At 70.1% G+C, this 22542-nt stretch carries 22 protein-coding genes; 8 read left to right on the top strand and 14 right to left on the bottom strand.

The genetic code is table 11. The annotated features are described in order from the left end of the window. Positions 1–139 precede the first annotated feature (139 nt). Both ACIQNU_RS07150 and ACIQNU_RS07145 read left to right on the top strand, forming a co-directional pair. The gene (locus ACIQNU_RS07150; protein WP_401361790.1) at positions 140–547 is read left to right on the top strand and encodes a RidA family protein; all 408 of its coding nucleotides are present in this window, start codon (positions 140–142) and stop codon (positions 545–547) included. After that, a complete protein-coding gene (locus tag ACIQNU_RS07145) occupies positions 544–1008 on the top strand; it encodes a GNAT family N-acetyltransferase (RefSeq protein WP_401361787.1) in 465 nt (154 codons plus the stop codon). Before ACIQNU_RS07150 ends, ACIQNU_RS07145 begins: the two co-directional genes overlap by 4 nt. 33 nt (positions 1009–1041) lie before the next feature. Here ACIQNU_RS07145 and ACIQNU_RS07140 read toward each other — a convergent pair whose 3' ends face one another. The 4 genes from ACIQNU_RS07140 to ACIQNU_RS07125 all read right to left on the bottom strand — a co-directional run bounded on the left by ACIQNU_RS07140 (position 1042) and on the right by ACIQNU_RS07125 (position 5288). Beyond that, on the bottom strand, positions 1042–2073 hold the full coding sequence (locus ACIQNU_RS07140; RefSeq protein ID WP_401362530.1) for an IS30 family transposase: 1032 nt from the start codon (positions 2071–2073) through the stop codon (positions 1042–1044). A gap of 498 nt (positions 2074–2571) precedes the next feature. Further along, a complete protein-coding gene (gene pip / locus ACIQNU_RS07135) occupies positions 2572–3546 on the bottom strand; it encodes a prolyl aminopeptidase (protein ID WP_401361784.1) in 975 nt (324 codons plus the stop codon). Between the two features lie 9 nt (positions 3547–3555). Then, on the bottom strand, positions 3556–4389 hold the full coding sequence (locus ACIQNU_RS07130; RefSeq protein ID WP_401361782.1) for a uracil-DNA glycosylase: 834 nt from the start codon (positions 4387–4389) through the stop codon (positions 3556–3558). Between the two features lie 131 nt (positions 4390–4520). After that, a complete protein-coding gene (locus ACIQNU_RS07125; protein WP_401361779.1) occupies positions 4521–5288 on the bottom strand; it encodes an SDR family NAD(P)-dependent oxidoreductase in 768 nt (255 codons plus the stop codon). Between the two features lie 158 nt (positions 5289–5446). Between ACIQNU_RS07125 and ACIQNU_RS07120 the strand changes: the two genes are divergently transcribed. Together ACIQNU_RS07120 and ACIQNU_RS07115 are read left to right on the top strand one after the other, a co-directional pair. Further along, on the top strand, positions 5447–6100 hold the full coding sequence (locus ACIQNU_RS07120) for a TetR/AcrR family transcriptional regulator (protein ID WP_401361776.1): 654 nt from the start codon (positions 5447–5449) through the stop codon (positions 6098–6100). Between the two features lie 255 nt (positions 6101–6355). Beyond that, positions 6356–7483 (top strand): RNA-binding S4 domain-containing protein, encoded by a 1128-nt coding sequence (locus ACIQNU_RS07115; RefSeq protein WP_401361773.1) that lies wholly within the window; start codon positions 6356–6358, stop codon positions 7481–7483. Positions 7484–7531: 48 nt separating this feature from the next. Here ACIQNU_RS07115 and ACIQNU_RS07110 read toward each other — a convergent pair whose 3' ends face one another. From ACIQNU_RS07110 to ACIQNU_RS07100, 3 genes are all read right to left on the bottom strand, one after another. After that, positions 7532–8017 (bottom strand): DoxX family protein, encoded by a 486-nt coding sequence (locus tag ACIQNU_RS07110; RefSeq protein ID WP_401361771.1) that lies wholly within the window; start codon positions 8015–8017, stop codon positions 7532–7534. 155 nt (positions 8018–8172) lie between these two features. Next, the gene (locus ACIQNU_RS07105; protein ID WP_401361768.1) at positions 8173–8865 is read right to left on the bottom strand and encodes a class I SAM-dependent methyltransferase; all 693 of its coding nucleotides are present in this window, start codon (positions 8863–8865) and stop codon (positions 8173–8175) included. Between the two features lie 64 nt (positions 8866–8929). Next, positions 8930–9841, bottom strand: a complete 912-nt coding sequence (locus ACIQNU_RS07100; RefSeq protein WP_401362527.1) for an acyltransferase domain-containing protein — start codon at positions 9839–9841, stop codon at positions 8930–8932. A 192-nt stretch (positions 9842–10033) separates the two neighbouring features. Between ACIQNU_RS07100 and ACIQNU_RS07095 the strand changes: the two genes are divergently transcribed. Next, positions 10034–10294: a DUF6343 family protein gene (locus ACIQNU_RS07095; protein ID WP_401361765.1), complete on the top strand. Its 261-nt coding sequence runs from the start codon at positions 10034–10036 to the stop codon at positions 10292–10294. A gap of 75 nt (positions 10295–10369) precedes the next feature. On the opposite strand, the gene ACIQNU_RS07090 is transcribed toward ACIQNU_RS07095, so the two are convergent. The 3 genes from ACIQNU_RS07090 to ACIQNU_RS07080 all read right to left on the bottom strand — a co-directional run bounded on the left by ACIQNU_RS07090 (position 10370) and on the right by ACIQNU_RS07080 (position 12561). Next, complete coding sequence (locus tag ACIQNU_RS07090; protein ID WP_401361762.1) at positions 10370–10750, bottom strand: tetratricopeptide repeat protein; 381 nt, start codon at positions 10748–10750, stop codon at positions 10370–10372. Between the two features lie 119 nt (positions 10751–10869). Further along, on the bottom strand, positions 10870–11469 hold the full coding sequence (gene coaE / locus ACIQNU_RS07085) for a dephospho-CoA kinase (protein ID WP_401361759.1): 600 nt from the start codon (positions 11467–11469) through the stop codon (positions 10870–10872). A gap of 153 nt (positions 11470–11622) precedes the next feature. Then, a complete protein-coding gene (locus ACIQNU_RS07080; protein WP_401361757.1) occupies positions 11623–12561 on the bottom strand; it encodes a PAC2 family protein in 939 nt (312 codons plus the stop codon). 268 nt (positions 12562–12829) lie between these two features. On the opposite strand from ACIQNU_RS07080, the gene ACIQNU_RS07075 reads away from it, so the two are divergent. Then, on the top strand, positions 12830–13807 hold the full coding sequence (locus ACIQNU_RS07075; protein ID WP_401361754.1) for a right-handed parallel beta-helix repeat-containing protein: 978 nt from the start codon (positions 12830–12832) through the stop codon (positions 13805–13807). 91 nt (positions 13808–13898) lie between these two features. Here the strand turns inward: ACIQNU_RS07075 and rpsA are convergent, their stop codons facing one another. Further along, positions 13899–15398: a 30S ribosomal protein S1 gene (gene rpsA / locus ACIQNU_RS07070; protein ID WP_401361751.1), complete on the bottom strand. Its 1500-nt coding sequence runs from the start codon at positions 15396–15398 to the stop codon at positions 13899–13901. 436 nt (positions 15399–15834) lie between these two features. On the opposite strand from rpsA, the gene ACIQNU_RS07065 reads away from it, so the two are divergent. Beyond that, on the top strand, positions 15835–16650 hold the full coding sequence (locus ACIQNU_RS07065) for a class I SAM-dependent methyltransferase (RefSeq protein ID WP_401362524.1): 816 nt from the start codon (positions 15835–15837) through the stop codon (positions 16648–16650). A 145-nt stretch (positions 16651–16795) separates the two neighbouring features. Next, a complete protein-coding gene (gene hrpB, locus ACIQNU_RS07060) occupies positions 16796–19384 on the top strand; it encodes an ATP-dependent helicase HrpB (RefSeq protein WP_401361748.1) in 2589 nt (862 codons plus the stop codon). Here the strand turns inward: hrpB and ACIQNU_RS07055 are convergent. The 3 genes from ACIQNU_RS07055 to ACIQNU_RS07045 all read right to left on the bottom strand — a co-directional run bounded on the left by ACIQNU_RS07055 (position 19374) and on the right by ACIQNU_RS07045 (position 22430). Then, the gene (locus ACIQNU_RS07055) at positions 19374–20372 is read right to left on the bottom strand and encodes a DUF3068 domain-containing protein (RefSeq protein ID WP_401361745.1); all 999 of its coding nucleotides are present in this window, start codon (positions 20370–20372) and stop codon (positions 19374–19376) included. The genes hrpB and ACIQNU_RS07055 overlap by 11 nt on opposite strands. A 21-nt stretch (positions 20373–20393) precedes the next feature. After that, positions 20394–20528, bottom strand: a complete 135-nt coding sequence (locus tag ACIQNU_RS07050; RefSeq protein WP_401361742.1) for an SPW_0924 family protein — start codon at positions 20526–20528, stop codon at positions 20394–20396. A 195-nt stretch (positions 20529–20723) separates the two neighbouring features. Continuing rightward, positions 20724–22430, bottom strand: coding sequence for a lytic transglycosylase (locus tag ACIQNU_RS07045; protein ID WP_401361739.1), 1707 nt, complete (start codon positions 22428–22430; stop codon positions 20724–20726). Between the last annotated feature and the right edge of the window lie 112 nt (positions 22431–22542).

Raw genomic sequence — 22542 nt, 5'->3', positions numbered from 1 at the left:
GGCGGAGGGGACGGCGGTACGGGAGCCGGAGAGGGGGCGGCGGGTCGAAATGGGGATGCGGCGCGACGGGTGATCCGCGCATGATCGCGGGAGGTCCCGTTTGGACAGCCCACGCCCGAAACCTTCTGGAGCCGCCGCCGTGATCCGTCGTACCACCGTCCCGTCCCTCTTCACCCCACCGACGTACGCGCACGCCTCCGTGGTCGAGGCGGGTACGCGGATCGCCTTCCTCGCCGGGTCCGTACCGCTCGACGCCGAAGGGCGGCTGGTGGGCGAGGGCGATCCGGTGCGGCAGGCCGAGCAGGTGATCGCCAACCTCACCGAGCAGTTGCGCGCGGTGGGCAGCGACCTGGGGCATGTGGCGTACACGGACGTCTATGTCGTCGCGGCCGAGCCGGGGCCGCTGGCCGCCGTGTGGGAGGTGGTGCAGGCGAGTGGCCTGAGTACGGGCCCGCACTCCTCGACCCTGCTCGGCGTCGCCTGCCTCGGCTACCCGGGCCAGCTCGTGGAGATCACCGCCACGGCCGTCGTACCGGACACCCTGTGAGCGAGACCGAAGCGATCACGCTGCGGCGCGCCGAGCCGACCGACGCCACGGCCGCCGCCCACGTCTTCCTCCGCTCCTTCAGAGCGGCACTCCCGACCGTCGTCCGTCCCCGTACCGACGACGAAGTGCTCTGGTACTTCCGCGAGGTGCTGGTACCGCTCCAGGACACCTGGGTGGCGGTCGCGGACGGCGAGATCGTGGGCGTGATGGCCCTGGACGGCCGCGAACTGTCCCAGCTCTACCTGGCCCCGGAATGGCGCGGCCAAGGCATCGGCGACCGCTTCATCACCCTCGCAAAGTCCCACAGCCCGACCGGCCTTACCCTCCAAACCTTCCAGATCAACACCCCGGCCCACCACTTCTACGAACGCCACGGCTTCACTCCGACGAAGTGGACGGACGGCACAGAAAACGAGGAAAGGGAACCATCCGTCCAATACGAATGGCCCCCACCCCACTAACGGCGCATTCCAGGGGTCGTCGCAACACAGTGATCAACTGGCTGTCGCCAGGAGCTTAGCGAGACGCTCGGCTGGGGTTTCCCAGTCGAGCGTTTTGCGCGGGCGGCCGTTGAGTTCGGCGGCGACGGCGTCCAGCTCCTCGCGGTTGTGGCGGTGCAGGTCCGTGCCCTTGGGGAAGTACTGCCGGAGCAGGCCGTTGGTGTTCTCGTTCGACCCCCGCTGCCAGGGGCTGCCGGGGTCGCAGAAGTAGACGGCCATGTCGGTGGCGGTGCTGAACTCCTTGTGCAGGTGCATCTCGGAACCCTGGTCCCAGGTGAGAGAACGCCTGAGCTGGGCCGGGAGCGTGGAGACGGTCCGTATGAGCGCGTCACGGACCTGGGCGGGCCGTCGGCCGTCGGGGAGGTGGACCAGGGCGACGAAGCGGCTGGAGCGTTCCACCAAGGTTCCGATCGCGGAGCCGTGCCCCTTGCCGATGATGAGGTCGCCTTCCCAGTGCCCGGGGATGGCCCGGTCGGCGACCTCGGCCGGACGTTCGCTGATCATGACCATGTCCTTGGACATGCGGGGCTGGCGCCGGGTCGACTGGCGGTGCGGTCTGCGCATGGTCCGGCCAGTGCGCAGGGCGCGGGCCAGGTCGCGGCGGAGTTCGCCGCGGCCCTGGAGGTAGAGGGCCTGGTAGATCGTCTCGTGGGCCACGTGCATCTCCGGCCGGTCGGGGAAGCGTATGCGCAGAATCCGGCATATCTGCTCGGGGCTCCAGCGGCGTTCCAGGTGCTCCTGGACGAAGTTCGCCAGCGCCGGGTTCTGGCCGATCTTCCCCGGTTTCGGGCGCGGTTTGCGGGCGTCGGCGCGGGCCTGCGCCGCATGCGGCCGGTAGGCCCACACCTTGCTGCCGGCATAGAGGACGCCGTTGCGGCGTATCTCCCGGCTGATGGTGGAGGGGCTGCGGCCCAGCTCGGCGGCGATCGTCCGCATGGACGCCTTCTCCCTGAGCCGATCGGCGATGTGGATGCGCTCCGCCTCCTGGAGACAGCGAGAAGGGCCGGCCGTGGTCGACACCCGTATCGGGGGTGTCGACCACGGCCGGCCCTTGTTCGCGTTGCGCCCGTTGCGCCAGACCTTGCCGGTCCGCCGGTTGATGCCGACGACCCGGCAAGCCTCTGAGTTGCTGTACCCCTCGCATGAGCTGGAAGTATGCCGCCCGCTCAGCGGTCAGCCTCTTCCTGCCCTGCGGCTTGCGGTCCTTCCGGATCGGGTGGTCCATCGCATCCCCTGAGCTGGGGTGTTGCGACGACCACTAGAAGGGAAGAACACCACCACAGCCCACTCCCACACCCCCACCCCGCCCCAACCCGCTGTAGGCAGGCGTCCCGCCCAGTACGAATGGCCCCCACCCCACTAACACCACCACTGCCCGCCCCCACACCCCCACCCCGCCCCAACCCGCTGTGGGCAGGCGTTCCGCACGGCGGAACGGGTGGGCACAGCCCAAGACGCAGAGCCCCCAAACACACCCAGAACCCGAGGCACCCCCCAGCCGGCCGCAGGCCATACGGCACCCGACTATCCGGTCAGCCGGCCGCAGGCCCCCCCCCCATACTTGTCAGTAGCCCGCACCAACTCCGCCCCCACCCCCGCCGCCCCCGCGTCATGCCCCACGTCATCCACCACGATCAACTCACTCCCCGGCCACGCATGATGCAGCCGCCACGCCGTCCCGAGAAGATTCCCGAAGTCGAGGCTCCCCTGCACCAACGTCCCCGGGATCCCACCCAGCCGAGGCGCATCGCGCAGGACGACCCCGTCCTCGCCAAGAAAATGATCGTGGGCGAAATAGTGCGCGACCGTCCGGGCGAACCCGGCACGGAACACCGCGTCCTCGTACCGCGCCACCGACCGCGCCGGCGCCGGCACAATCGCCGTCTCCCAGTCGGTCCACGCCCGCGCGGCCCGCTCCCGTACCTCCGGGTCGGTCGAGGCGAGCAGCCGGTCGTACGCCACCGCCAGATCCCCGTCCCGCTCACCGACCGGCACCTCGTCCCGGAAACGCGCGAACGCCTCAGGGAAAATCCGCCCCAACCCCCGCGTGAGCAGGGCGACTTCGGCCCGTGACCCGGTCGCGATCCCGGTGAGGACCAGCTCCGAGACGACACCGGGAACCGTCTGCGCGTACCGCAGCCCGAGCACCGCCCCCCACGACCCGCCCCACACCAACCACCGTTCGATCCCGAGCCGTTCGCGCAGCAGCTCCAGGTCCGCGATCAGATGCGCGGTCGTGTTCACGCTCATATCGGTCCCGTACACGCTCGCATGCGGCGTCGAACGCCCGCAGCCGCGCTGATCGAGCAGCACGATCCGGTACACCTCCGGATCGAACCACCGCCGAAACCCGGGCGTGCACCCCGAACCGGGCCCGCCGTGCAGCACGACGGCGGGCTTGCCGCGCGGATTGCCGCAGACCTCCCAGTACACGTGGTTGCCGTCGCCGACATCGAGCATCCCGTGCTCGTACGGTTCGATTTCCGGGTAAAGGATCACCCCGGCACTCTACGGTCGCCGGCCAACCCCCTTGCCTCGCACACCCGCACCCGCATCTCTGTACGGCGGGATCCCGGCCACGCCCGCGGCCTCGCGCAGCACGTCCCGCAGCATCGCTGGGGTGAGCCGACCGGTGAAGGTGTTGTGCTGGCTGACGTGATAGCACCCGAACACCTCCAACGCGGCCCCCCGCCCAAGCTCACCACCGCCACCGCCACCGCCACCGCCACCGCCGCCACCACCCCCGCCCCACTCCAACGTCACCCGCGCACCATGCGCGAACCCGGGTCGCGGCCGGGGCACCCTCCACCCGGCCGCCGCGAACGCGGGCAGCGCCGCCTGCCACCCGAACGCCCCGAGCACGACCGCCGCCTTCAACCCCGGCCGCAACAGCTCCAGTTCCCGTACGAGCCAGGGGCGACAGGTGTCCCGTTCCGCCGGGGTCGGCTTGTTGTCGGGCGGAGCGCAGTGGACGGGCGAGGTGATGCGGACGCCGCGCAGCGTCAGCCCGTCGTCGGCCGAGAGGGAGTCGGGCCGTGAGGCGAGCCCGAGGTCGTGCAGCGCGGCGAACAGCACCTCGCCGGAACGGTCGCCGGTGAACATCCGGCCGGTCCTGTTGCCGCCGTGCGCGGCGGGCGCGAGCCCGACGACCAGCAGCGAGGCGTCCGGCGGCCCGAACCCGGGCACGGGCCGCGCCCAGTACGTCCAGTCCCGGAAGGCGGCCCGCTTCGTACGACCCACCTCCTCACGCCAGGCGACCAGGCGGGGACAGGCCGCGCAGCCCGGAATCCGGGCGTCGAGCGCGCCCAGCGATTCCAGGTCCGCGACCACGGGTGTGTCCATGCATCCACGGTAGGTCAGGGGTCTGACATCCACGCTGCGCCATGGGCCGGGACGCCGGACCGGAGAGCCGACCACCGCACCGGGGAAGGCTCCGCGCCGGATCAGGTCTCCACAGGCCGTCGCCCGGTCGCTCAGAGGAGGGCGCCGCCGGATACCTCAATGCGCTGGGCGGTGACCCAGCGCAGGCCCTCGGAGGCCAGCGCGGCGATGGCGTCGCCGATCTCCTCAGGTTCGCCGACACGGCCGAGCGCGGTCTGTCCGGCCAGAACCTGGCGCATCTCGGCGTCGTCCCGCATCGCTCCACCGTTGAAATCGGTGGCGGTCGGTCCCGGGGCGATGGAGTTGACCCGGATGCCGCGCGGGCCGAGTTCTGCGGCGAGGGTACGGCTCAGGGCTTCGACGGCGGCCTTCGAGGCGGAGTAGACCGAGGTGGCGGGGCTGGTGTGGCGGGTCAGTGACGTCGAGACGTTGATGACACGGCCGCCTCGGCTCAGCAGCGGCACAAGTGACTGCATGAGGAAGAACGTGCCCCGGACGTTGGTGCCCATCACCGTGTCGAAGTCGTCGATCGTGACGTCCTCCAGCGGTCCGAAGATCCCCACTCCCGCGTTGTTGACCACGATGTCGAGCCGCGAAGTACCCCAGCGCTCCAACTGCTCGCCCAGTTCGGAGGTGAAGGACGCGAAAGAGGAGACGTCGCTGATGTCGAGCCGGAGAACAGCGGCAGTCCCACCCACCGCCGCCACCTGTTCCACCGTCTTCTCAGCCCCGGCCGCATCACCGCGGTGGGTGACCACGACCCGCACCCCGCGTCTGGCCAGAGCGATGGCCGCGCCGCGCCCGAGACCGCGATTCGCACCGGTCACCAAAGCGATCAAAGCGATCTTGTCGGTCGTCATGAACTGTTCCTCCACCGCGCGGCTACCAGAGGCCACCGGAATTCACTCGGCGCCACAGATACGATGCGAGTCACTCGACTCGCCTTACTTTCGTACCGTAAGCAGGGCAAGCGAGGCGAGTCAAGTGACTCGCCTCGGGTCTGCGACATACTGTCCGCATGGCAGCAGAACTCTCCGCACACCACCGCAAACTCGCTCAGCAGAAACGCGAGGCGATCACCACCGCAGCCACGGAACTGTTTCTGGATCGCGGCTACGACGGCACCTCACTGGCCCGGATCGCCGAAGCGGCCGGGGTCTCGAAGTCCACCCTGTTCAAGCGGTTCCCCACCAAGGCGGCCCTCTTCGAGGCCATCGTCACCGAGTCCTGGCAGCGTGACGCCGGCGACGCCGCCGCGCGGCCACAGACCGGAGATCTGCGCTCCGGACTGACAACCATCGGCCACCGCTATGCCGACCTGATCGGCCGGCCCGGCATGACAGCCCTGTTCCGGATCGTCATCGCCGAAGTGCCTCGCTTCCCCGAACTGGGACGGATGCAGTTCCAACTCGGCAAACTGCCCTATTTCACCTCCGTTCAGCACTACTTGGAATCCGAGCACGAGGCGGGCAACGCTGATGTCCCGGACGCGGTGAGCGCCGCGAACCAGTTCCTCGGCATGATCGCCAACTACGTCCTGTGGCCCCGCATGCTCCTGACCGACTGGAACCCCGCAGCCTCCGACATCCACGAAGCCGTCGAACAGGCCGTCCAGACCATGCTCGCCAGATACACCCCGACCCGCCGTCCTGACCCGAAGCCGGAACGTTGATCACTTGAGGGTGCCACCGTTTGCCGTACAGGCGGCCGACGCGTCCAATTCCGCGAACTGCTCACCTACGCGAGGCCAGGCGACACCGTGCACATCTCCGAGATGGTTCCGCCTCGCACGAGGCACAGGACACATCCTCGACGTACCGGACACCCTCCACCGCAAGCAGGTGGCCCTGCGCATCCACGACGGCGAGCTCTCCGCGACGGACCTCACCGCCCGCCACCCACGCACCGGCGAGCTGCACTGTCCACCGTGAAGTTCTGGAGTTCGCCGGCGGCGACGGCGAGAGTCTGCACCATGCACGACCTCCAGCGAGAACTGACCTACGACGGACTGCGCGCGGCCAACGCCAAGGGCAGCAAGGGCGAACACCGCCCTGCCGTCCCGGCCGACAAGACCGACGCCGTGCGCACCACGTACCTGGAGAACCCCTCCATCCCCGCCCTCGCCCGCAACCACGACGTCAGCCGCGGCGCAATCCGCACGGCCGACCTGGAGCCTGCCGAGCGGGCCGCGCTCGACGAGGACTTGTCGTCCACGGTCCCGCGCGCCCTGAGTCCTCCTTCGACGGGCGTCAGCGGTGTCGGACAGTTCGAGCCGTTCCACCCGGGGAACCCCGGAAATAAGCCCGGACACCGCTCGCGACCGACGACTAAGGTCGGGGACATGGCTGGACAGGACAACACCGGAAGGACCCCGAAGACCCCGGACAGGGAGAACCCTCGGGGCGCGGACACTGGGGCGGAACCGGGCGCGGAAACGAGTACGGGTACGGGTGTCGGCGAGGGATCGGACCTCGGTACGGACGTCGATGCCCGTACGGGTACCGGTTCCGGTACGAACTCCGACGCCGGTGCGCCGGCGGGCGCCACCGTCGCCCCCGACCCTTCCCAGGGCAGCGTCCGGGTCGACAGCTGGATCTGGTCCGTACGGCTGGTGAAGACCCGGTCCATTGGCGCCACCGCCTGCCGGGGTGGCCATGTGCGGGTCAACGGTGAGCGGGTGAAGCCCGCCTACGCGGTCCGGGTCGGCGACGAGGTCCGCCTCCGCCATGGTGGCCGCGAACGGATCGTCGTGGTCAAACGCGTCATCCGCAAACGCGTCGGACCCCCTGTCGCCGTCGAGTGCTACGTCGACAACAGCCCTCCCCCGCCCCCACGAGAGGCGATCGCCCCCGCCGGTGTACGGGACCGGGGCGCGGGCCGCCCGACCAAACGCGACCGACGCGAGATGGAACGCCTGCGCGGTGTACTCGGCCCCGGAGGCCCCGGAAGCCCGGGAGACCCGACCGGCACACCCGGCGTATCCGGTGCACCCGCCGAACCCCGACGACGGCGGCCGAGGACTCCCCCGACCGCACCGGGAAAGTCCTCGCGATGACGAACTGAGCCACCTGCCCGGCCGGGCGATCAACCCGGCCGGGTCTGGTCAGGCCCGCTGTCGCACCAGCCGGAGCAGCTCTCCTGTGCGGTGCCGGCGGGCCCAGGCGATCAGGGCGAGCGGCACGATCAGTATCAGCGGGGTGGCCGCGTTCTCACCGTCGAACACCGTCACCTGGGTGATGAAGGCGCCGACCATCAGCAGACTGAGCGCGATCGCCGCCACCGAGACCAGCGCCGGGATCACCAGGGCGACACCACCGAGGAGTTCGAGGACCCCGACGGTGTACATCCCCGGCCGACCCCAACCCATCTTGTCGAACGACTCGACGGCGGAGGAGTGCGCGATCAGTTTCGGCACCGCGCTCGCGATCACATAGAACAGAGCGAGCAGGACCTGGAGCGAACGCAGCGCGATATCGGCTCGGCGCCCGGCGCGCCGCGTACCGCTCCGGGCGGCGGAGCGGGCCGTACCGTTGGCGGCGGTGTCGACGGTGGCGGCGGTGCCTGCGGTCTCGACAGTGGTCTCGGACATGGGGTTCTCCTCTGTGGGGACGCTGCGCTTGCTGTCACAGAGGTAGACGACGGACCCGACCCCAACTCATCGCGGCACAGGAAACTTTCCCGGACTCATCCAGCGGTCAGCGCCGGACCACGCGCCCGACCCCACTCCCGAACCCGACCCGTGACTCAAGCCGCCGGCACCGGCTCCGGCACCGCCCTGACCCATATCCCGTCCTCCGTGAGATACCGGTCGACTCTCAGCCCGGACTCCGCGAGTGCGTCCTCGAACGCCTCCTTGGTCAGGGGACGGGAGAGGAACGTCTGGGTCCAGGTCGCGTCCGGGAACACATACTCCGCGCGCACCGAGTGGACGCCCTCCGACACCGGCTCCGCCGACAGCATCCGCACCGTGAACCCGTGCGGGTCGACCCGCTCGCGCGGCAGGTTCTCGTGGTAGTCGGCGCCTTCGCGCTGGATCAGCACACAGCCGTCGTCGGCGACATGGCGACGGCAGGTGTCGAGGAATCCCCGGCGCACATCGAGGTTCCCCGTGTGGACCAGGAACGACGCGAGCATCACCACATCGAAGGTCTCCGCCAGGTCCAGCCCTTCGATCGGACCGCATATGGTGCGCGCGCCCCGGACCCGCTCCAGCATCTCCGGGGATTCGTCCACGGCGGTGACATCGAATCCCCGTTCAAGCAGCGGATGCGTCACCCGCCCCACTCCGCAGCCCAGTTCGAGCAGACGAGCCCCCGTCGGTACGGCCGCCGCGATGATGGCGGGCTCGTCTCCCACGGGCAGTCGGCTGTACAGCTCCACCGCGCAGCCGTCCGGCGTGATCTCGCCGGGCCCCGTGCCCTCGTGTCCCTCACGCATCTCAATCTTCATACCCGTCCAACGCGCCACGCCCTCCCGTCAGTTCCCGCCGATGTGGATTCCGTCACATCGGAAACCATCCGTGCCGGACGTACCAGTGCCCACCGGCTCGGAGGTGGTCGCCGACCGCGCGCTCGACCGCGGTGCGCCGGGGCAGCAGGTCAGGCGCCAGGTCCGGGTCGCCGAAGACGAAATGGACGGGTGCCTTGTCATCGGGCTGGAGTCGTGGTTCGCGGGTCGGGTCCGTCAGCCGGAAGCGGTCCTGGAACCGGACGATGTTGGAGTCCTCGGGCAGATAGCTCTTCAACTGCGGGTCGAGCAGCCAGGAGTGACAGGTCGCGACCGTGTGGCGCTCCTCGGGGAAGTACCGGGGGAAGAACTCCCGCGCCCGGTCGATCGAGGCCTCGCAGGCGCTCGGGGTGAGGGGACCGCGGAAGTCGGGGATGTGGAGGCCCAAGGAGCGGTCTCCCGCCCCGGCGCCGATTCCGGCGGCCTGGACGACCGGCCCCAGGGTCTCGCCGAGCCGCGCCCGATGGAACTGGAGCCGGCCCAGCTCGTACAGCTCCCCATGGAAATGGAGGGAGTTCCACCAAGGGAAGAGGAGCCCGGGGGTGCCGTGCCTTCTGCGGTGGACGGCCAGATGGCGGCCCAGGTCGGCGAGGGTGCGCCGGGACACGTCGTCGGGTATCCCGCGCTCACGGTGGTAGGCCCGTGCATGGGGCAGCGCGGCGACGAACACGAACACGGAGAAGCACCGGCCGAGCGGATCCTTCTCGTCGGGCAGCGCCCGGGGGGCGATGCCCTGGTCCGGATCGCCCATACCGTGGACGAGGCCGCTCACGGAGCGTTCCATGAGCCAGCGGAGGTCACGGTCAGCGGTGAGGCGGCGGCCCAGGGCGACGAGTTCGTTGATGTCCTGGTGCGGCACGGCGAGGTCCAGCAGGACGTCGGGCAGCTCGTCGGTGTCCGGCAGCACGGCCTCCACCTGCGGAAGGTCCGGGTTCTCCAGCTCCTTCAGCCAGCGCGCGAACCCGTCCTCGCCCCTCAGCTCATCCAGCACGGCCTGTCCCTCTCCACTCGCCCGCCTCGTTCGTCCATCCCGTACGTCCACTTTGTCGTGCTCCGGCGGATGCGGGAGGTACTTTGCAATAAGGAGTGATGATGCACGATGCGTACGGGCAGTGAACCGATGACCGCGCGCAGTCCCCTGCGGATGCGTTTCTGGCTGAGCGTGTGGGGGCTGATCTGGACGGTCGCGGGAACCGTGGCGTTCGCCCTGGCCGGGCGGCCGGGCTGGGCGGCGGCCTGTGCCGCGCTGTGGCTGGTCGTCACCGTGGACATGGTGATGATCATCCGGCACATCCGGCAGGGTCCTCATTTTCAGCCGGGCCGGGACGTACCCCCGTATCAGCCACCGCCCGACCGCTGACCGACCTCCCTCTCACGTCACGTGAGCGCCGTACGCGCGCCGCGTGGGCATGTCGCGGGCCTTCCGGGCGGGGCGTCACTCGTCGAATCGGGCCGCTGCCACGTACTCCGGGCAGGGGTCGAGGGCCGCCGCGAGCCGGAAGTGCCTGACGGCCTCCTGGGGGCGCCCGGCGCGCTCATAGGTGCGGGCCAGCGCGAAGTGCGCGAACGCGTTGTCCGGTTCCCGCTCCAGGACGATGGTGAATTCGAGTTCGGCGGGACGCAGTTGCGCGGCGGCGAAGAAGGCACGCGCGCGCAGCAGCCGCGCCGCCGTGTTCTCCGGGTGTGCCGCGATGACCGGGTCGAGGAGCTTGACGGCTCCGCGGGGGTCTCGTGCGGCAAGGAGCTGTTCGGCGGCACGGAAGTCGATGACAAGCGTTTCCGGAGTACGTCGCATGGGTCCGCTGCTCTCGGGCACGAATGAGTCCTTCCCTGACCGTACGGTTTCAACGCGCATCACGCGCGCCGGTATTCCTCCCCGCCCCTCCCTCATCCTGCCCGCCCCAGCCCACCCTTACTGTCGCGGCGGCTCCGCGGTCACGCCCTCGCGCGCGTGGTGAGGTCCGCCCAGACCTCCCGCACCCGGGTCTCCAACTCGGGCAGCGACAGGTCGTTGTCGATGACGATGTCCGCGATGGCCAGCCGTTCGTCGCGGGTCGCCTGTGCGGCCATCCGCGCGCGGGCGTCCTCTTCGGTCATGCCGCGCAGCCGGGTCAGCCTGTCCAGTTGGGTCGCCGGGTCCACGTCCACGACGATCACCAGGTCATACAGTCCCGACAGGCCGTTCTCGGTGAGCAGGGGGACGTCGAAGACGACTACGGCGTCCTCGGGGGCGTCCTCTTCCAGTTCGGCGGAGCGGGCGCCGACCAGAGGGTGCACGATCGAGTTGAGCTTCGTCAGCTTGTCGGCGTCGGCGAAGACGATCGCGCCCAGTGCGGGCCGGTCGAGCGAACCGTCCTCGGCGAGCACGTCCTCGCCGAAGGCTTCAACGATCGTGGCGAGTCCGGGAGTTCCCGGTGCGACCACCTCGCGTGCGATCCGGTCCGCGTCGATCAGGACGGCGCCACGCTCCACGAGGAGACGCGACACCTCGCTCTTGCCGGCTCCGATGCCCCCGGTCAGGCCCACTTTCAGCATGACCCGCAGCTTAGGGCGTGCGGCACCAAGTGTCCTTTGCGGTTCAGGGACAACAGCCTCACCCGTCACCCGTCACCCGTCACCCGTCACCCGTCACCCGTCACCCGTCACCCGCGCGTCACCCGTCACCCGCGACCCGTCACCCACCACTCCTCAGCCGTCGCCTTCGCGCTCCGCAAGGAATCGCTCGAACTCCTGACCGATCTCGTCGGCCGAGGGGATGTCGGTGGGCTCGGCGAGCATGTTGCCCCGGGTCTCGGCCCCGGCGGCGGCGTCGAACTGGTGCTCAAGTCCCTGGACCAGCGCGACCAGTTCCTCGTCGCCCTCCTGGATCTGCCGGTCGATCTCCATCTGCGTGCGGTACGCCTCGGTGCGCAGCGCGTGCGCGACGCCCGGCAGGACCAGGCCCGTACCCGCGGTGATGGCCTCCAGGACCGTCAGCGCCGCGTCCGGGTAGGGCGAACGGGCGATGTAGTGCGGCACGTGCGCGGCGACGCCCAGGATGTCGTGGCCGGCCTCCATGAGGCGGTACTCGACCAGCGACTCGGCGCTTCCGGGGACCTGTGCCTCGTCGAAGGGGCTGGTGTGTCCCGGCACCAGGTCGGTGCGGTTGCCGTGCGGGGTGAGACCCACCGGGCGGGTGTGCGGGACGCCCATCGGGATGCCGTGGAAGTTGACGGAGAGTCGCACACCAAGGCGTTCGACGATCTGCTGTACGGCGACGGCGAAGCGCTCCCACTCCACGTCCGGCTCGGGCCCGGACAGCAGCAGGAAGGGCGCGCCAGTAGCGTCCTGGACGAGCCTGACCTCCAGCGTGGGCACCTCGTAGTCCGTCCAGCGGTCGCGCCGGAACGTCAACAGGGGGCGTCGCGCGCGGTAGTCGACGAGCCGGTCGTGGTCGAAGCGGGCCACGACCTGGTGAGGCAGCGAGTCGAGCAACCGGTCGACGATCTGGTCGCCGGTCTCACCCGCGTCGATGTAGCCGTCGAAGTGGTAGAGCATGACCAGTCCGGCCGATTCCTGGGCCAGTGCCATGTCGACGACAGCCAGGCCCTTCGGCTCCCATACGTACAAACCCTGCGGATCTAGCACTGTGACCGCTCCTCCTCGTGTCCACCATTCAGAACGCGCCCCAGGACACGAGCATTCCCGTCCGGCGCCCCTCACATCCGACTCTCACCCGGCACTCACCCCTCACTTCTCCTTGTTCACGTTCCTGAATCTCTCTGTCTCCGTTTTTGGTCCAGACCTTGACGCGGACATGCAGTCCCTCTACCGTCCCGGGGCACTGGGTGTTCAGCAATACGCCCAGAGTTCATATACCAGAATGCAGCGTACGCCTACGGGAAGGCTGATCCGCATGCGCACCCGAACACTGCTCACCCCGACCGCAGCCGCGATAACAGCGGTCATCGCCTTGTGCGGCCTGGGCGCCTCGACAGCCGTGGCCGCCCCCGATGCCGCCGCCGCGGTCATCAATGTGACCACCGCCGCCCAACTAAAGACCGCGCTCACCTCCGCGGCGCCCGGCGACACCATCCAGCTCGCGGACGGCACGTACACAGGCAACTTCAAGACCACGATCGTGGCGCGCTCGGACGCCAAGATCACGCTCAAGGGCTCGTCCAAGGCCATCCTGACGGCGAGTGGCGGCTACGGTCTGCACCTCAACGGCGCCTCGTACTGGACGGTCCAGGGTGTGACCGTCACCGGCGGCCAGAAGGGCATCATGATCGACTCCGCCAAGGGGGTCGTCGTGGACAACGTCACGGTGCACGGGCTCGACATGGAAGGCGTGCACTTCCGCAACTCCAGCCCCGACGGCATCATCAAGAACTCCCGTATCTACGACACGGGGAACGACGGGCGTGGCATGGGTGAGGGCGTCTATGTCGGCTCGGCGAACACTCTGTCCGACAAGAGCGACCGCGTGCAAATCCTCAACAACACGATCGGCCCGGACGTCGGCGGCGAGAACATCGACATCAAGGAAGGCACGACCGGCGCGAAGATCTCCGGCAACACCTTCGACGGCAACGGCCTCACGGGCGCCAACTACGACGACTCCTGGGTCGACGTGAAGGGCAACAACGTCGTCGTGGAGAACAACACCGGCAAGAACACCACCAACAACGGCTACGAGACCCACACGCAGCAGTCCGGTTGGGGCTGCGGCACGGTCTTCCGCGGCAACACGTCGAACCTGAGCGGCTCCAACGGCGCCCACCAGCTCGCGTTCAACGTCACCAACTACAGCTCCAGCTGCAAGACCACGGTCTACAGCAGCAACACGGTGTCGGGCGGCAAGGGCCTGACGAACATCACCGTGACGCCGTAGCCATCCCCGCACACAGCAACGAGTGCCCGCACCCCCGAAGGGTGCGGGCACTCGTCTACGTGCTGCTGTGCCGCTGTCTAGCGGTGAGCGATCAGCTCTGGCCGCCGGCCAGCTTCTCGCGCAGCGCGGCCAGGGCCTCGTCCGACGCCAGGGCGCCGGAGTTGTCCGCGGACTCCGAGGAGTACGAGCCACCGCCGGACGCGGCCGGAGCCGCACCCGCCGTGTCGCCGCCCTCGGCCGCCGCCTGGGCGTCGGCCTCGCGGGACTTGATGACCTGCGCCTGGTGCTGCTCGAAGCGGGTCTGCGCCTCGGCGTACTGGTGCTCCCACGCCTCGCGCTGGGTCTCGTAGCCTTCGAGCCAGTCGTTGGTCTCGGGGTCGAAGCCCTCGGGGTAGATGTAGTTCCCCTGGTCGTCGTACGACGCGGCCATGCCGTACAGCGTCGGGTCGAACTCGACCGAGGCCGGGTCGGCACCGAAGGACTCGTTGGCCTGCTTCAGCGAGAGGCTGATGCGGCGACGCTCCAGGTCGATGTCGATGACCTTGACGAAGATCTCGTCGTTGACCTGGACGACCTGCTCCGGGATCTCCACGTGGCGCTCGGCCAGCTCGGAGATGTGCACCAGACCCTCGATGCCCTCGTCGACGCGGACGAACGCACCGAACGGAACGAGCTTGGTGACCTTGCCGGGGACGACCTGACCGATCTGGTGCGTCCGGGCGAACTGCTGCCACGGGTCTTCCTGCGTCGCCTTGAGCGACAGGGAGACACGCTCGCGGTCCATGTCGACGTCGAGGACCTCGACGGTGACTTCCTGGCCGACCTCGACAACCTCGGAGGGGTGGTCGATGTGCTTCCAGGACAGCTCGGAGACGTGCACCAGGCCGTCGACGCCACCCAGGTCCACGAAGGCACCGAAGTTGACGATGGAGGACACGACGCCGGAGCGGACCTGCCCCTTCTGGAGGGTGGTGAGGAACGTCTGGCGGACCTCGGACTGGGTCTGCTCCAGCCAGGCACGGCGGGACAGGACCACATTGTTGCGGTTCTTGTCCAGCTCGATGATCTTCGCCTCAAGCTCCTTGCCCACGTAGGGCTGGAGGTCGCGGACGCGGCGCATCTCGACCAGGGAGGCCGGGAGGAAGCCACGGAGGCCGATGTCGAGGATGAGACCACCCTTGACGACCTCGATGACGGTACCGGTGACGATGCCGTCCTCTTCCTTGATCTTCTCGATCGTGCCCCACGCGCGCTCGTACTGCGCACGCTTCTTGGACAGGATGAGACGGCCTTCCTTGTCCTCCTTCTGGAGAACCAGGGCCTCGATCTCATCGCCAACGGCGACGACCTCATTGGGGTCGACGTCGTGCTTGATCGAAAGCTCGCGGGAGGGGATGACGCCTTCGGTCTTGTAACCGATGTCGAGCAGGACCTCGTCCCGGTCGACCTTCACGATGACGCCGTCGACGATGTCGCCGTCGTTGAAGTACTTGATCGTCTCGTCGATCGCGGCGAGGAAAGCTTCCTCGTTACCGATGTCGTTGACCGCTACCTGCGGGGTGGTGGCGGTGGTCTCGGTGCTGCTCGTCATGTGGGAAAGGGCTCCGGTACGGACATTGAAGTCGTAGGTACTGCTACGCCGGGAGCCCGTGTCGCTCTGATGAAGCCGGACAGCTCAAGAAGCGCGATTCCCGGCCCCTCCCTCAACGGGAGAACGGAACGCGCCTCGACAACCGAGGGGACATACAACAGATGCGAGCGCAGCCTGCTAGGTCTGAGGAGCGCAGGCTCGCAGCGCAACTTGTAGCATACGGGGGCCGCAGGGCAGGGTCAATGCGCGAAGGCGCACACCCGGGGCGGATCGCCCCATACCCGGCACAAGAACTGTTGTATGAGGCCACACGGGCCGCAGCGCGCTCCGGCGCGACGCCCCGCGGCGGTTGTGCCGCGGTTCTGCCACGGTCCCGCTGCGTTCCGCTGTGTGGTCCCGCTGTGGTTTTCGACGGAAGAGTACGACGAGGGAGCCGATCATCCAAGAGCGCGAGCTGCCCGAGCCGGAGGCCACCCGGCGTACCGCTTCGGGCACCGAGAGCAGCCGTGCGAACCGCGGCTGGTGGGACCGGAACGCGGACGAGTACCAGAGCGATCACGGCGCGTTCCTCGGCGACGACCGTTTCGTGTGGGGCCCCGAGGGGCTCGACGAGGCCGACGCGGGTCTGCTCGGTCCGGCGGGGGGTCTCGCGGGTCGGGCGGTTCTGGAGATCGGCGCGGGCGCGGCGCAGTGTTCGCGCTGGCTCGCCGCGCAGGGCGCGCGGCCCGTCGCCCTGGACCTCTCGCACCGCCAGTTGCAGCACGCGCTGAGGATCGGCGCCGAGGGGGTGCCACTGGTGGAGGCGGACGCGGGGGCGCTGCCGTTCGCCGACGGCTCGTTCGACCTGGCGTGTTCGGCGTACGGTGCGCTGCCGTTCGTGGCGGATCCGGTGCGGGTCCTGCGGGAGGTGCACAGGGTACTGCGGCCCGGCGGGCGCTTCGTGTTCTCGGTGACGCACCCGATCCGCTGGGCGTTCCCGGACGAGCCGGGTCCGGAGGGCCTGTCGGTGGCGGCCTCCTACTTCGACCGCACGCCGTATGTGGAGCAGGACGAGCGGGGCGGCGCGGTGTACGTCGAGCACCACAGGACGATCGGCGACCGGGTTCGGGACGTCGTCGCGGGTGGCTTCCGTCTGCTGGACCTGGTGGAACCGGAGTGGCCGGCCTGGAACAGCCAGGAGTGGGGCGGCTGGTCGCCGCTGCGGGGTCATCTGATCCCGGGGACTGCGATCTTCGTCTGTGAGCGGGAGTAGCCCCCGGGAGCGGCCCGGCCACGGCCCGGCCACGGCTGGTGAACAGCCTCGGAAACAGCCCGGGATCAGTCATACAAACTGACTGCCAGGGCGTGCCTGTGGACAACCCGACACGGCGTCCGCCGCCGAGGCCCAGACTGAACGCATGATCCGAACCGACGCACTCGACCGCCTCCCGGTACGCACCGCCGTACCCGGCCTGCTCGCGGCCCTGGACGCCCACGGCACCGCCGTGCTGTGCGCTCCGCCGGGCACGGGCAAGACGACGCTGGTGCCCTTGGTGCTGGCGGGGCTGCTCGGGGACACGGCCATAGGTGCCGGGCGGGTGGTCGTCGCCGAGCCGCGGCGGATTGCGGCGCGGGCAGCGGCGCGCCGTATGGCCTGGCTGTTGGGTGAGCGGGTCGGCGAGAGCGTGGGGTTCACGGTGCGCGGCGAGAGGTCCGTCGGCCGGAGAACCCGTGTGGAGGTCGTCACGACCGGTGTCCTCCTCCAGCGCCTCCAGCGGGACCAGGAGCTGTCCGGGGTCGATGCCGTGATGCTCGACGAGTGCCATGAGCGGCATCTCGACGCGGACACGGTCGCGGCGTTCCTCCTGGACGTACGGGCGGCGCTGCGGCCCGAGCTGCGGCTGCTGGCGGCATCGGCGACGACCGACGCGGAGGGCTGGGCCCGGCTGCTCGGCGGGGCGCCCGTGGTGGAGGCGGAGGGCACCACGTATCCGGTGGACGTGGTGTGGGCGCCACCTCCGCGCGCGGTACGGCCGCCGCACGGCATGCGGGTCGATCCGGCGTTGCTCACGCATGTCGCGTCGGTGGTGCGCCGGGCCCTCGCCGAGCGGCCCGGGGACGTGCTGTGCTTTCTGCCCGGAGTAGGGGAAATCGCCCGGGTGGCGGGGCAGTTGGGCGGGCTGGGGGACGTCGAGGTGCTTCAGGTGCACGGCCGGGCGCCGGCGGCGGTGCAGGACGCGGTGCTCGCGGGAGGCTCGGGGCGGCGGGTGGTCCTCGCGACATCGGTCGCGGAGTCGAGTCTGACGGTGCCGGGGGTGCGGATCGTCGTCGACTCGGGGCTCGCGCGGGAACCCAGGGTCGACCACGCGCGGGGACTCGGGGCGCTGACGACGGTGCGGGCGTCGCAGGCGGCGGGTCGTCAGCGTGCGGGCCGGGCGGGGCGGGAGGCGCCGGGTGCGGTGTACCGGTGCTGGACGGAGGCGGAGAACGGCAGGCTGCCCCGATTCCCCGCGCCGGAGATCAAACTCGCTGATCTCACGCCGTTCGCGTTGCAGACGGCGTGCTGGGGAGATCCGGACGCCTCCGGTCTCGCCCTGCTCGATCCGCCGCCCGCCGGGGCGATGGCGGCGGCGCGATCGGTGCTCACGGCGATCGGCGCGGTCGACACCGCATCGGGGCGGCCGACAGCGCGCGGTACGCGGATGGCGCGGCTCGGACTGCATCCCCGGCTCGGCCGGGCCCTGCTCGACGGCTCCCGGGAGATCGGCGTGCGGCGGGCGGCCGAGGTGGTGGCGCTGCTCAGCGAGGAGCCGCCGCGCGAGTACGGCGACGATCTCGCCGGGGCGTGGCGGGCGGCACGGCGCGGAGGCGACGCGTACGGGGCGCGGTGGGGTGCGGAGGTACGGCGGCTGACATCGGCCCTGGAAACCCCGGCGGACCGTGGTACCCCGCCGGATCGGGGCGGGGCCCCGGAACCCGCCTCGCCGGGCGAGCGGGCCCCGGCGCCGACCGGCATCCGGGGCCAGGACGGTCAGGACCACGCCGCCGGGCTGGTCGCGGCGCTCGCCTTCCCCGAGCGGGTCGCGCGGGACCGGGGCGAGGGCGGGTACCAGATGGTGTCGGGTACGCGTGCGGAGCTGGCGGACGGTTCGACGTTGCGGGGCACGCCGTGGCTGGCCGTGGCCGTCGCGGACCGGCCGGTCGGTGCGGGACATGCGCGGGTACGGCTGGGGGCGGTGATCGGTGAGGACGTGGCCCGCCGGGCGGCGGCCCCGCTGCACGGGGAGGGTGAGGAGGTGGCCTGGGTGGACGGTGACCTGGTAGCGCGGCGCGTCGAGCGGCTCGGGGCCGTCGAGTTGGCGGTGCGCCCGCTGCGCAACCCCGATCCCGGGCTGGTTCGGGAGGCGCTGCTGGACGGGTTGCGCCGGGAAGGGCTGGGGGTGCTGCGGTGGAGCCGGGACGGTGAGGTACTGCGGCAGCGGCTGGCCTTTCTGCACCGGCGGCTGGGCGGCGCCTGGCCCGACGTGGCGGACGAGGCGCTGCTGGGCCGGGCCGGGGAATGGCTGGAGCCGGAGTTGAGCCGGGCACGGAACCGGGCGCAGTTGGAGCGGATCGACGCGGGGCAGGCGTTGACGCGGTTGCTGCCGTGGGCGACCGGTGAGGCGGCGCGGCTGGACGCGTTGGCGCCGGAGCGGATGGAGGTGCCCAGCGGATCCCGGATCCGGGTGGACTACGCCGATCCGGAACGGCCGTTGCTGGCCGTGAAGTTGCAGGAGATGTTCGGGCTCGCGGAGACCCCGGAGGTCGCAGGGGTGCCGCTGCTGGTGCACCTGCTGTCGCCTGCGGGGCGGCCGGCGGCGGTGACGGCCGACCTGGCGTCGTTCTGGCGGGACGGGTACCGGGCGGTGCGGGCGGAGTTGCGGGGACGGTATCCGAAGCATCCCTGGCCCGAGGACCCGGCGACGGCGGAGCCCACGCGGCACACGAAGGCGCGGCTCAGACGTTGACGGGTTGAGGCGCCGGTTCCGGGTCGCCCGTGGGGGCCGGGTCGCCGGGGCGGCGGCTGCGGGCCTCCAGGACGAGCGACAGGGTGAGCAGGGCGGCGCCGAGTCCGAGGAATCCCCACGGAAGATAGGAGGTGAGCAGCACGACAAGGACCCGCTGGGACTTGACGAGGTCCACCGTGTACTTGATGTAGTCCTCGCGCATCTTGACGTGTCCGGAGAAGGCGGTGACCTTGTCGCGGTCGCCGAGGAGGGTGCCACCGCGCAGCTCCTCCCGGTGGATCTCCTCGCCGTAGACAGGCGCGCCGGTGACGGGTTCGACCCAGAATTTGCGGACGGTCGTGTACCAGCGGGTGGTGCCGGTCTTGGCCACGGATTCGGGGGTGATGCCCTCGACCGGCATGACCTTGGGCATGCTGACCTTGGTCCAGGGGATGGTCTGCTCGAAGTAGTAGACGTCCAGGCCGCGGAAGTTCTGGGTGCCCTTGTAGTGGATGGGGGCGGTGGTGCGGGTCTGGGCGTCGAAGTACTCGTAGTCCCGTTTCTCGGTGAGGAAGGGCCATTTGAACTCGATGCCCTGGCGTTTGACGGGGTCGCCGTCGACCATCTCACCGGTCGCGTGGACGGGTTCCTGGCTGTGGGCGTCGAAGATGTAGCGCTCGGGGATCTTGGAGACCATCTCGCCGTCGGGGCCCTGGACATAGGAGAGGGAGTCCCAGACGACGACGTCGCGTCCGGCGCTCTTGCCGATCTTCTGCGCCTCCTCGACGTTGCCCTTGAGGGTCTGCACGATGGTGATCTTGTCGACCTGCTTGGCCTGCATCGTGCCGTAGTCGAGAAGGGTCGCGGGCTTCGCCTCCAGGACCATGTCCTGATACTGGCTGGGCGGGATCTTCGCGAGCCGGGGGAAGGCGTACCAGCGCAGCAGCGGGGACAGGGCCGTGAAGAACACGGCGAGGGCGAGCAGGATCAGGCTGGCCTTTCGGCGCATCGCGACGGCCTCCCTTACCGGTTACGGATGTGCGGGGACGGTGGTGAGCAGGGGTTTGGGTGAGGTCTCGCCGGGTGGTGCGCCGACGGCCGAGACGGTCAGGACCAGGGCGAGGGCGACCGAGAGGCCGATGGCTGCGGCGATGAGGGCGCGCATGGCTGGGCCTCCCGGTGCGACAAGAATCTGATGCTGCGTCAGGGCTGGGGCACCGTAGCAATGGAGGGGCGAGATGAGAACACGTCGCACACACAGCGGCGCCCCTCGGCCCGTGGAGTGGGGCGGAGGGGCGCCGGTGACGCCTGTCGCTGGTGGCGGGCGGAGGCCCCCGGTGCGGGGGCCGTGCCGGGGATGTCAGGCGGCGGGAGGTGCCTCGACCTTCAGTTCGACGGTGAGGGCGGCTCCGCCGGTGGTGGTGATACGGAGCAGGAAGGTGCCGGTGGTGTCGTCGGCGTAGAGCTTGGGGAGCTTGAGGAGTCCGTCGGCGTCGGTCGTCAGGCCCGTAAGGGTGCGGACGGGCTGGCCGTCGGCACCCTCGAAGTAGGGGCCCTTGTCGTTCTCGGTGGCGTCGTCGGCCGCCTTGACGAGGGTGGCGGTCGCGGCGACGCGGTCGGCCGGGGCGCCCTGGTAGGTGGCCTTGACCTCGACGTCGTCGGCGAACGTGCCGCCCGGGGCGCAGCTCAGTGCCGTGTCACTGGTCCGGGCGAGGGCGTCGGCCTCGCGGGCGGTGACGGTCGCCGCGAAGTCGAGGCCCTGGACGGTGCGGCCGACGACGGTGGCGCGGACGGTGAAGCCGCCGGTCTTCTCGCCGGCCTGGAGAGCGGGCGCGGTGGCGATGCCGCCGGCGCCGGTGACGACCGTGGCGACCTTCTCGCCGCCGGTGAAGGTGGTGTCCGTGTCACCGACGAGGGTGAAGCGGATCCGGACCTTCGGTACGGGCGTGCCGGTCCTGGTCTGGGCGCGGGCCTTGACCTGCGCGGCGAAGGCGTCACCGGCGGTCGCCGTGAGGGTGCCGGTGTCCGCGTCCTGGAGGCTCGCCACCGAGTCCGTGCCCGTGGGCGGAGTGGTGGGCGGATTCGTCGGCGTGCCGGGGCCGCCGCTGCCGGGCGGCTTGGTCGGCTCATTGACCGGATCCTTCGGCTTGCCCGACGGCGGCATCTTCGGGGACTCGCCCGGGTCGGGCGAAGACCCGGAGCCGGATGACGTGCCGTCGCTGCGATCGCGGGGCACGGTGCCCGTGCCGTCCGGGACCTCGTGGGTGCCGCGGCGGTAGTACTCCAGCCACGACAGCACGGTGTTCAGATAGTCCGTCGAACGGTTGTAGCTGAGGATGGCCGCGCGGAGGTCGGAGGTGACCGCCAAGTCGCGGTCGCCGGCGCAGAGATAACGGCCGGCGGCGAGGGCCGCGTCGTAGATGTTGTTGGGGTCCCGCTTGCCGTCGCCGTTGCCGTCGGCGCCCCAGCCCTTCCCGTCGGGGCCGCCCTGGCCCCAGGTGGAGGGGATGAACTGCATGGGGCCGACCGCGCGGTCGTGGACGCTGTCGCCGTCGTAGACACCGTTGTCGGTGTCGGTGATCAGGGCGAAGCCGTTGCCGTCGAGTACGGGGCCCAGGATCGGGGAGGTGGTGGTGCCGTCAGCGTCGACGCGACCGCCCCTGGCATGGCCGGACTCGACCTTGCCGATCGCGGCGAGGAGTTGCCAGGGCAGGTTGCAGCCCGGCTTGGAGGCGCGGAGGGATTCCTCGGCCTTCTTGTACGCGTCGAGGACCGTGGCCGGGATACCCGCTTCCGCAGGACCGCGGCTGACGGGGTCACCGATGGTGGGCGGTGCGGTGGGGCTGTTGAGCGGGGGCAGCTCGGTGTAATAGGGGGAGTCGCCGGTGGCGGATCCACCACCGTCGGCGGTGCCGTCGGCCGAGGGTTCGGACCCGGACGTCCGCTGACCGCCGCCCGCGTCGTTCACCCCCGGAGCCTGGGACGCGGCCAGTGCCGCGACCGCTGCCGCGGCCACCGCCGTGGTTACCGCCCCTCTGCGCAGCCTCCTGCCGAATTGCGCCGCCATTCCGTGGACCCCTCCGTAGTTGACGTCCGTGCCGCGCGCTCCCCAGCGCTCCGACCCAGGCGACCCTACGGCAACTTCCCCCGCGCAGACAGTTGTTCGTGCCCGATATTCA

Source organism: Streptomyces sp. NPDC091292 (assembly GCF_044757265.1).
In the GTDB taxonomy this organism is placed as follows: domain Bacteria; phylum Actinomycetota; class Actinomycetes; order Streptomycetales; family Streptomycetaceae; genus Streptomyces.
The sequence above is the reverse complement of the archived record's forward strand: the minus strand, read 5'-3'. Positions and strand labels throughout refer to the sequence as shown.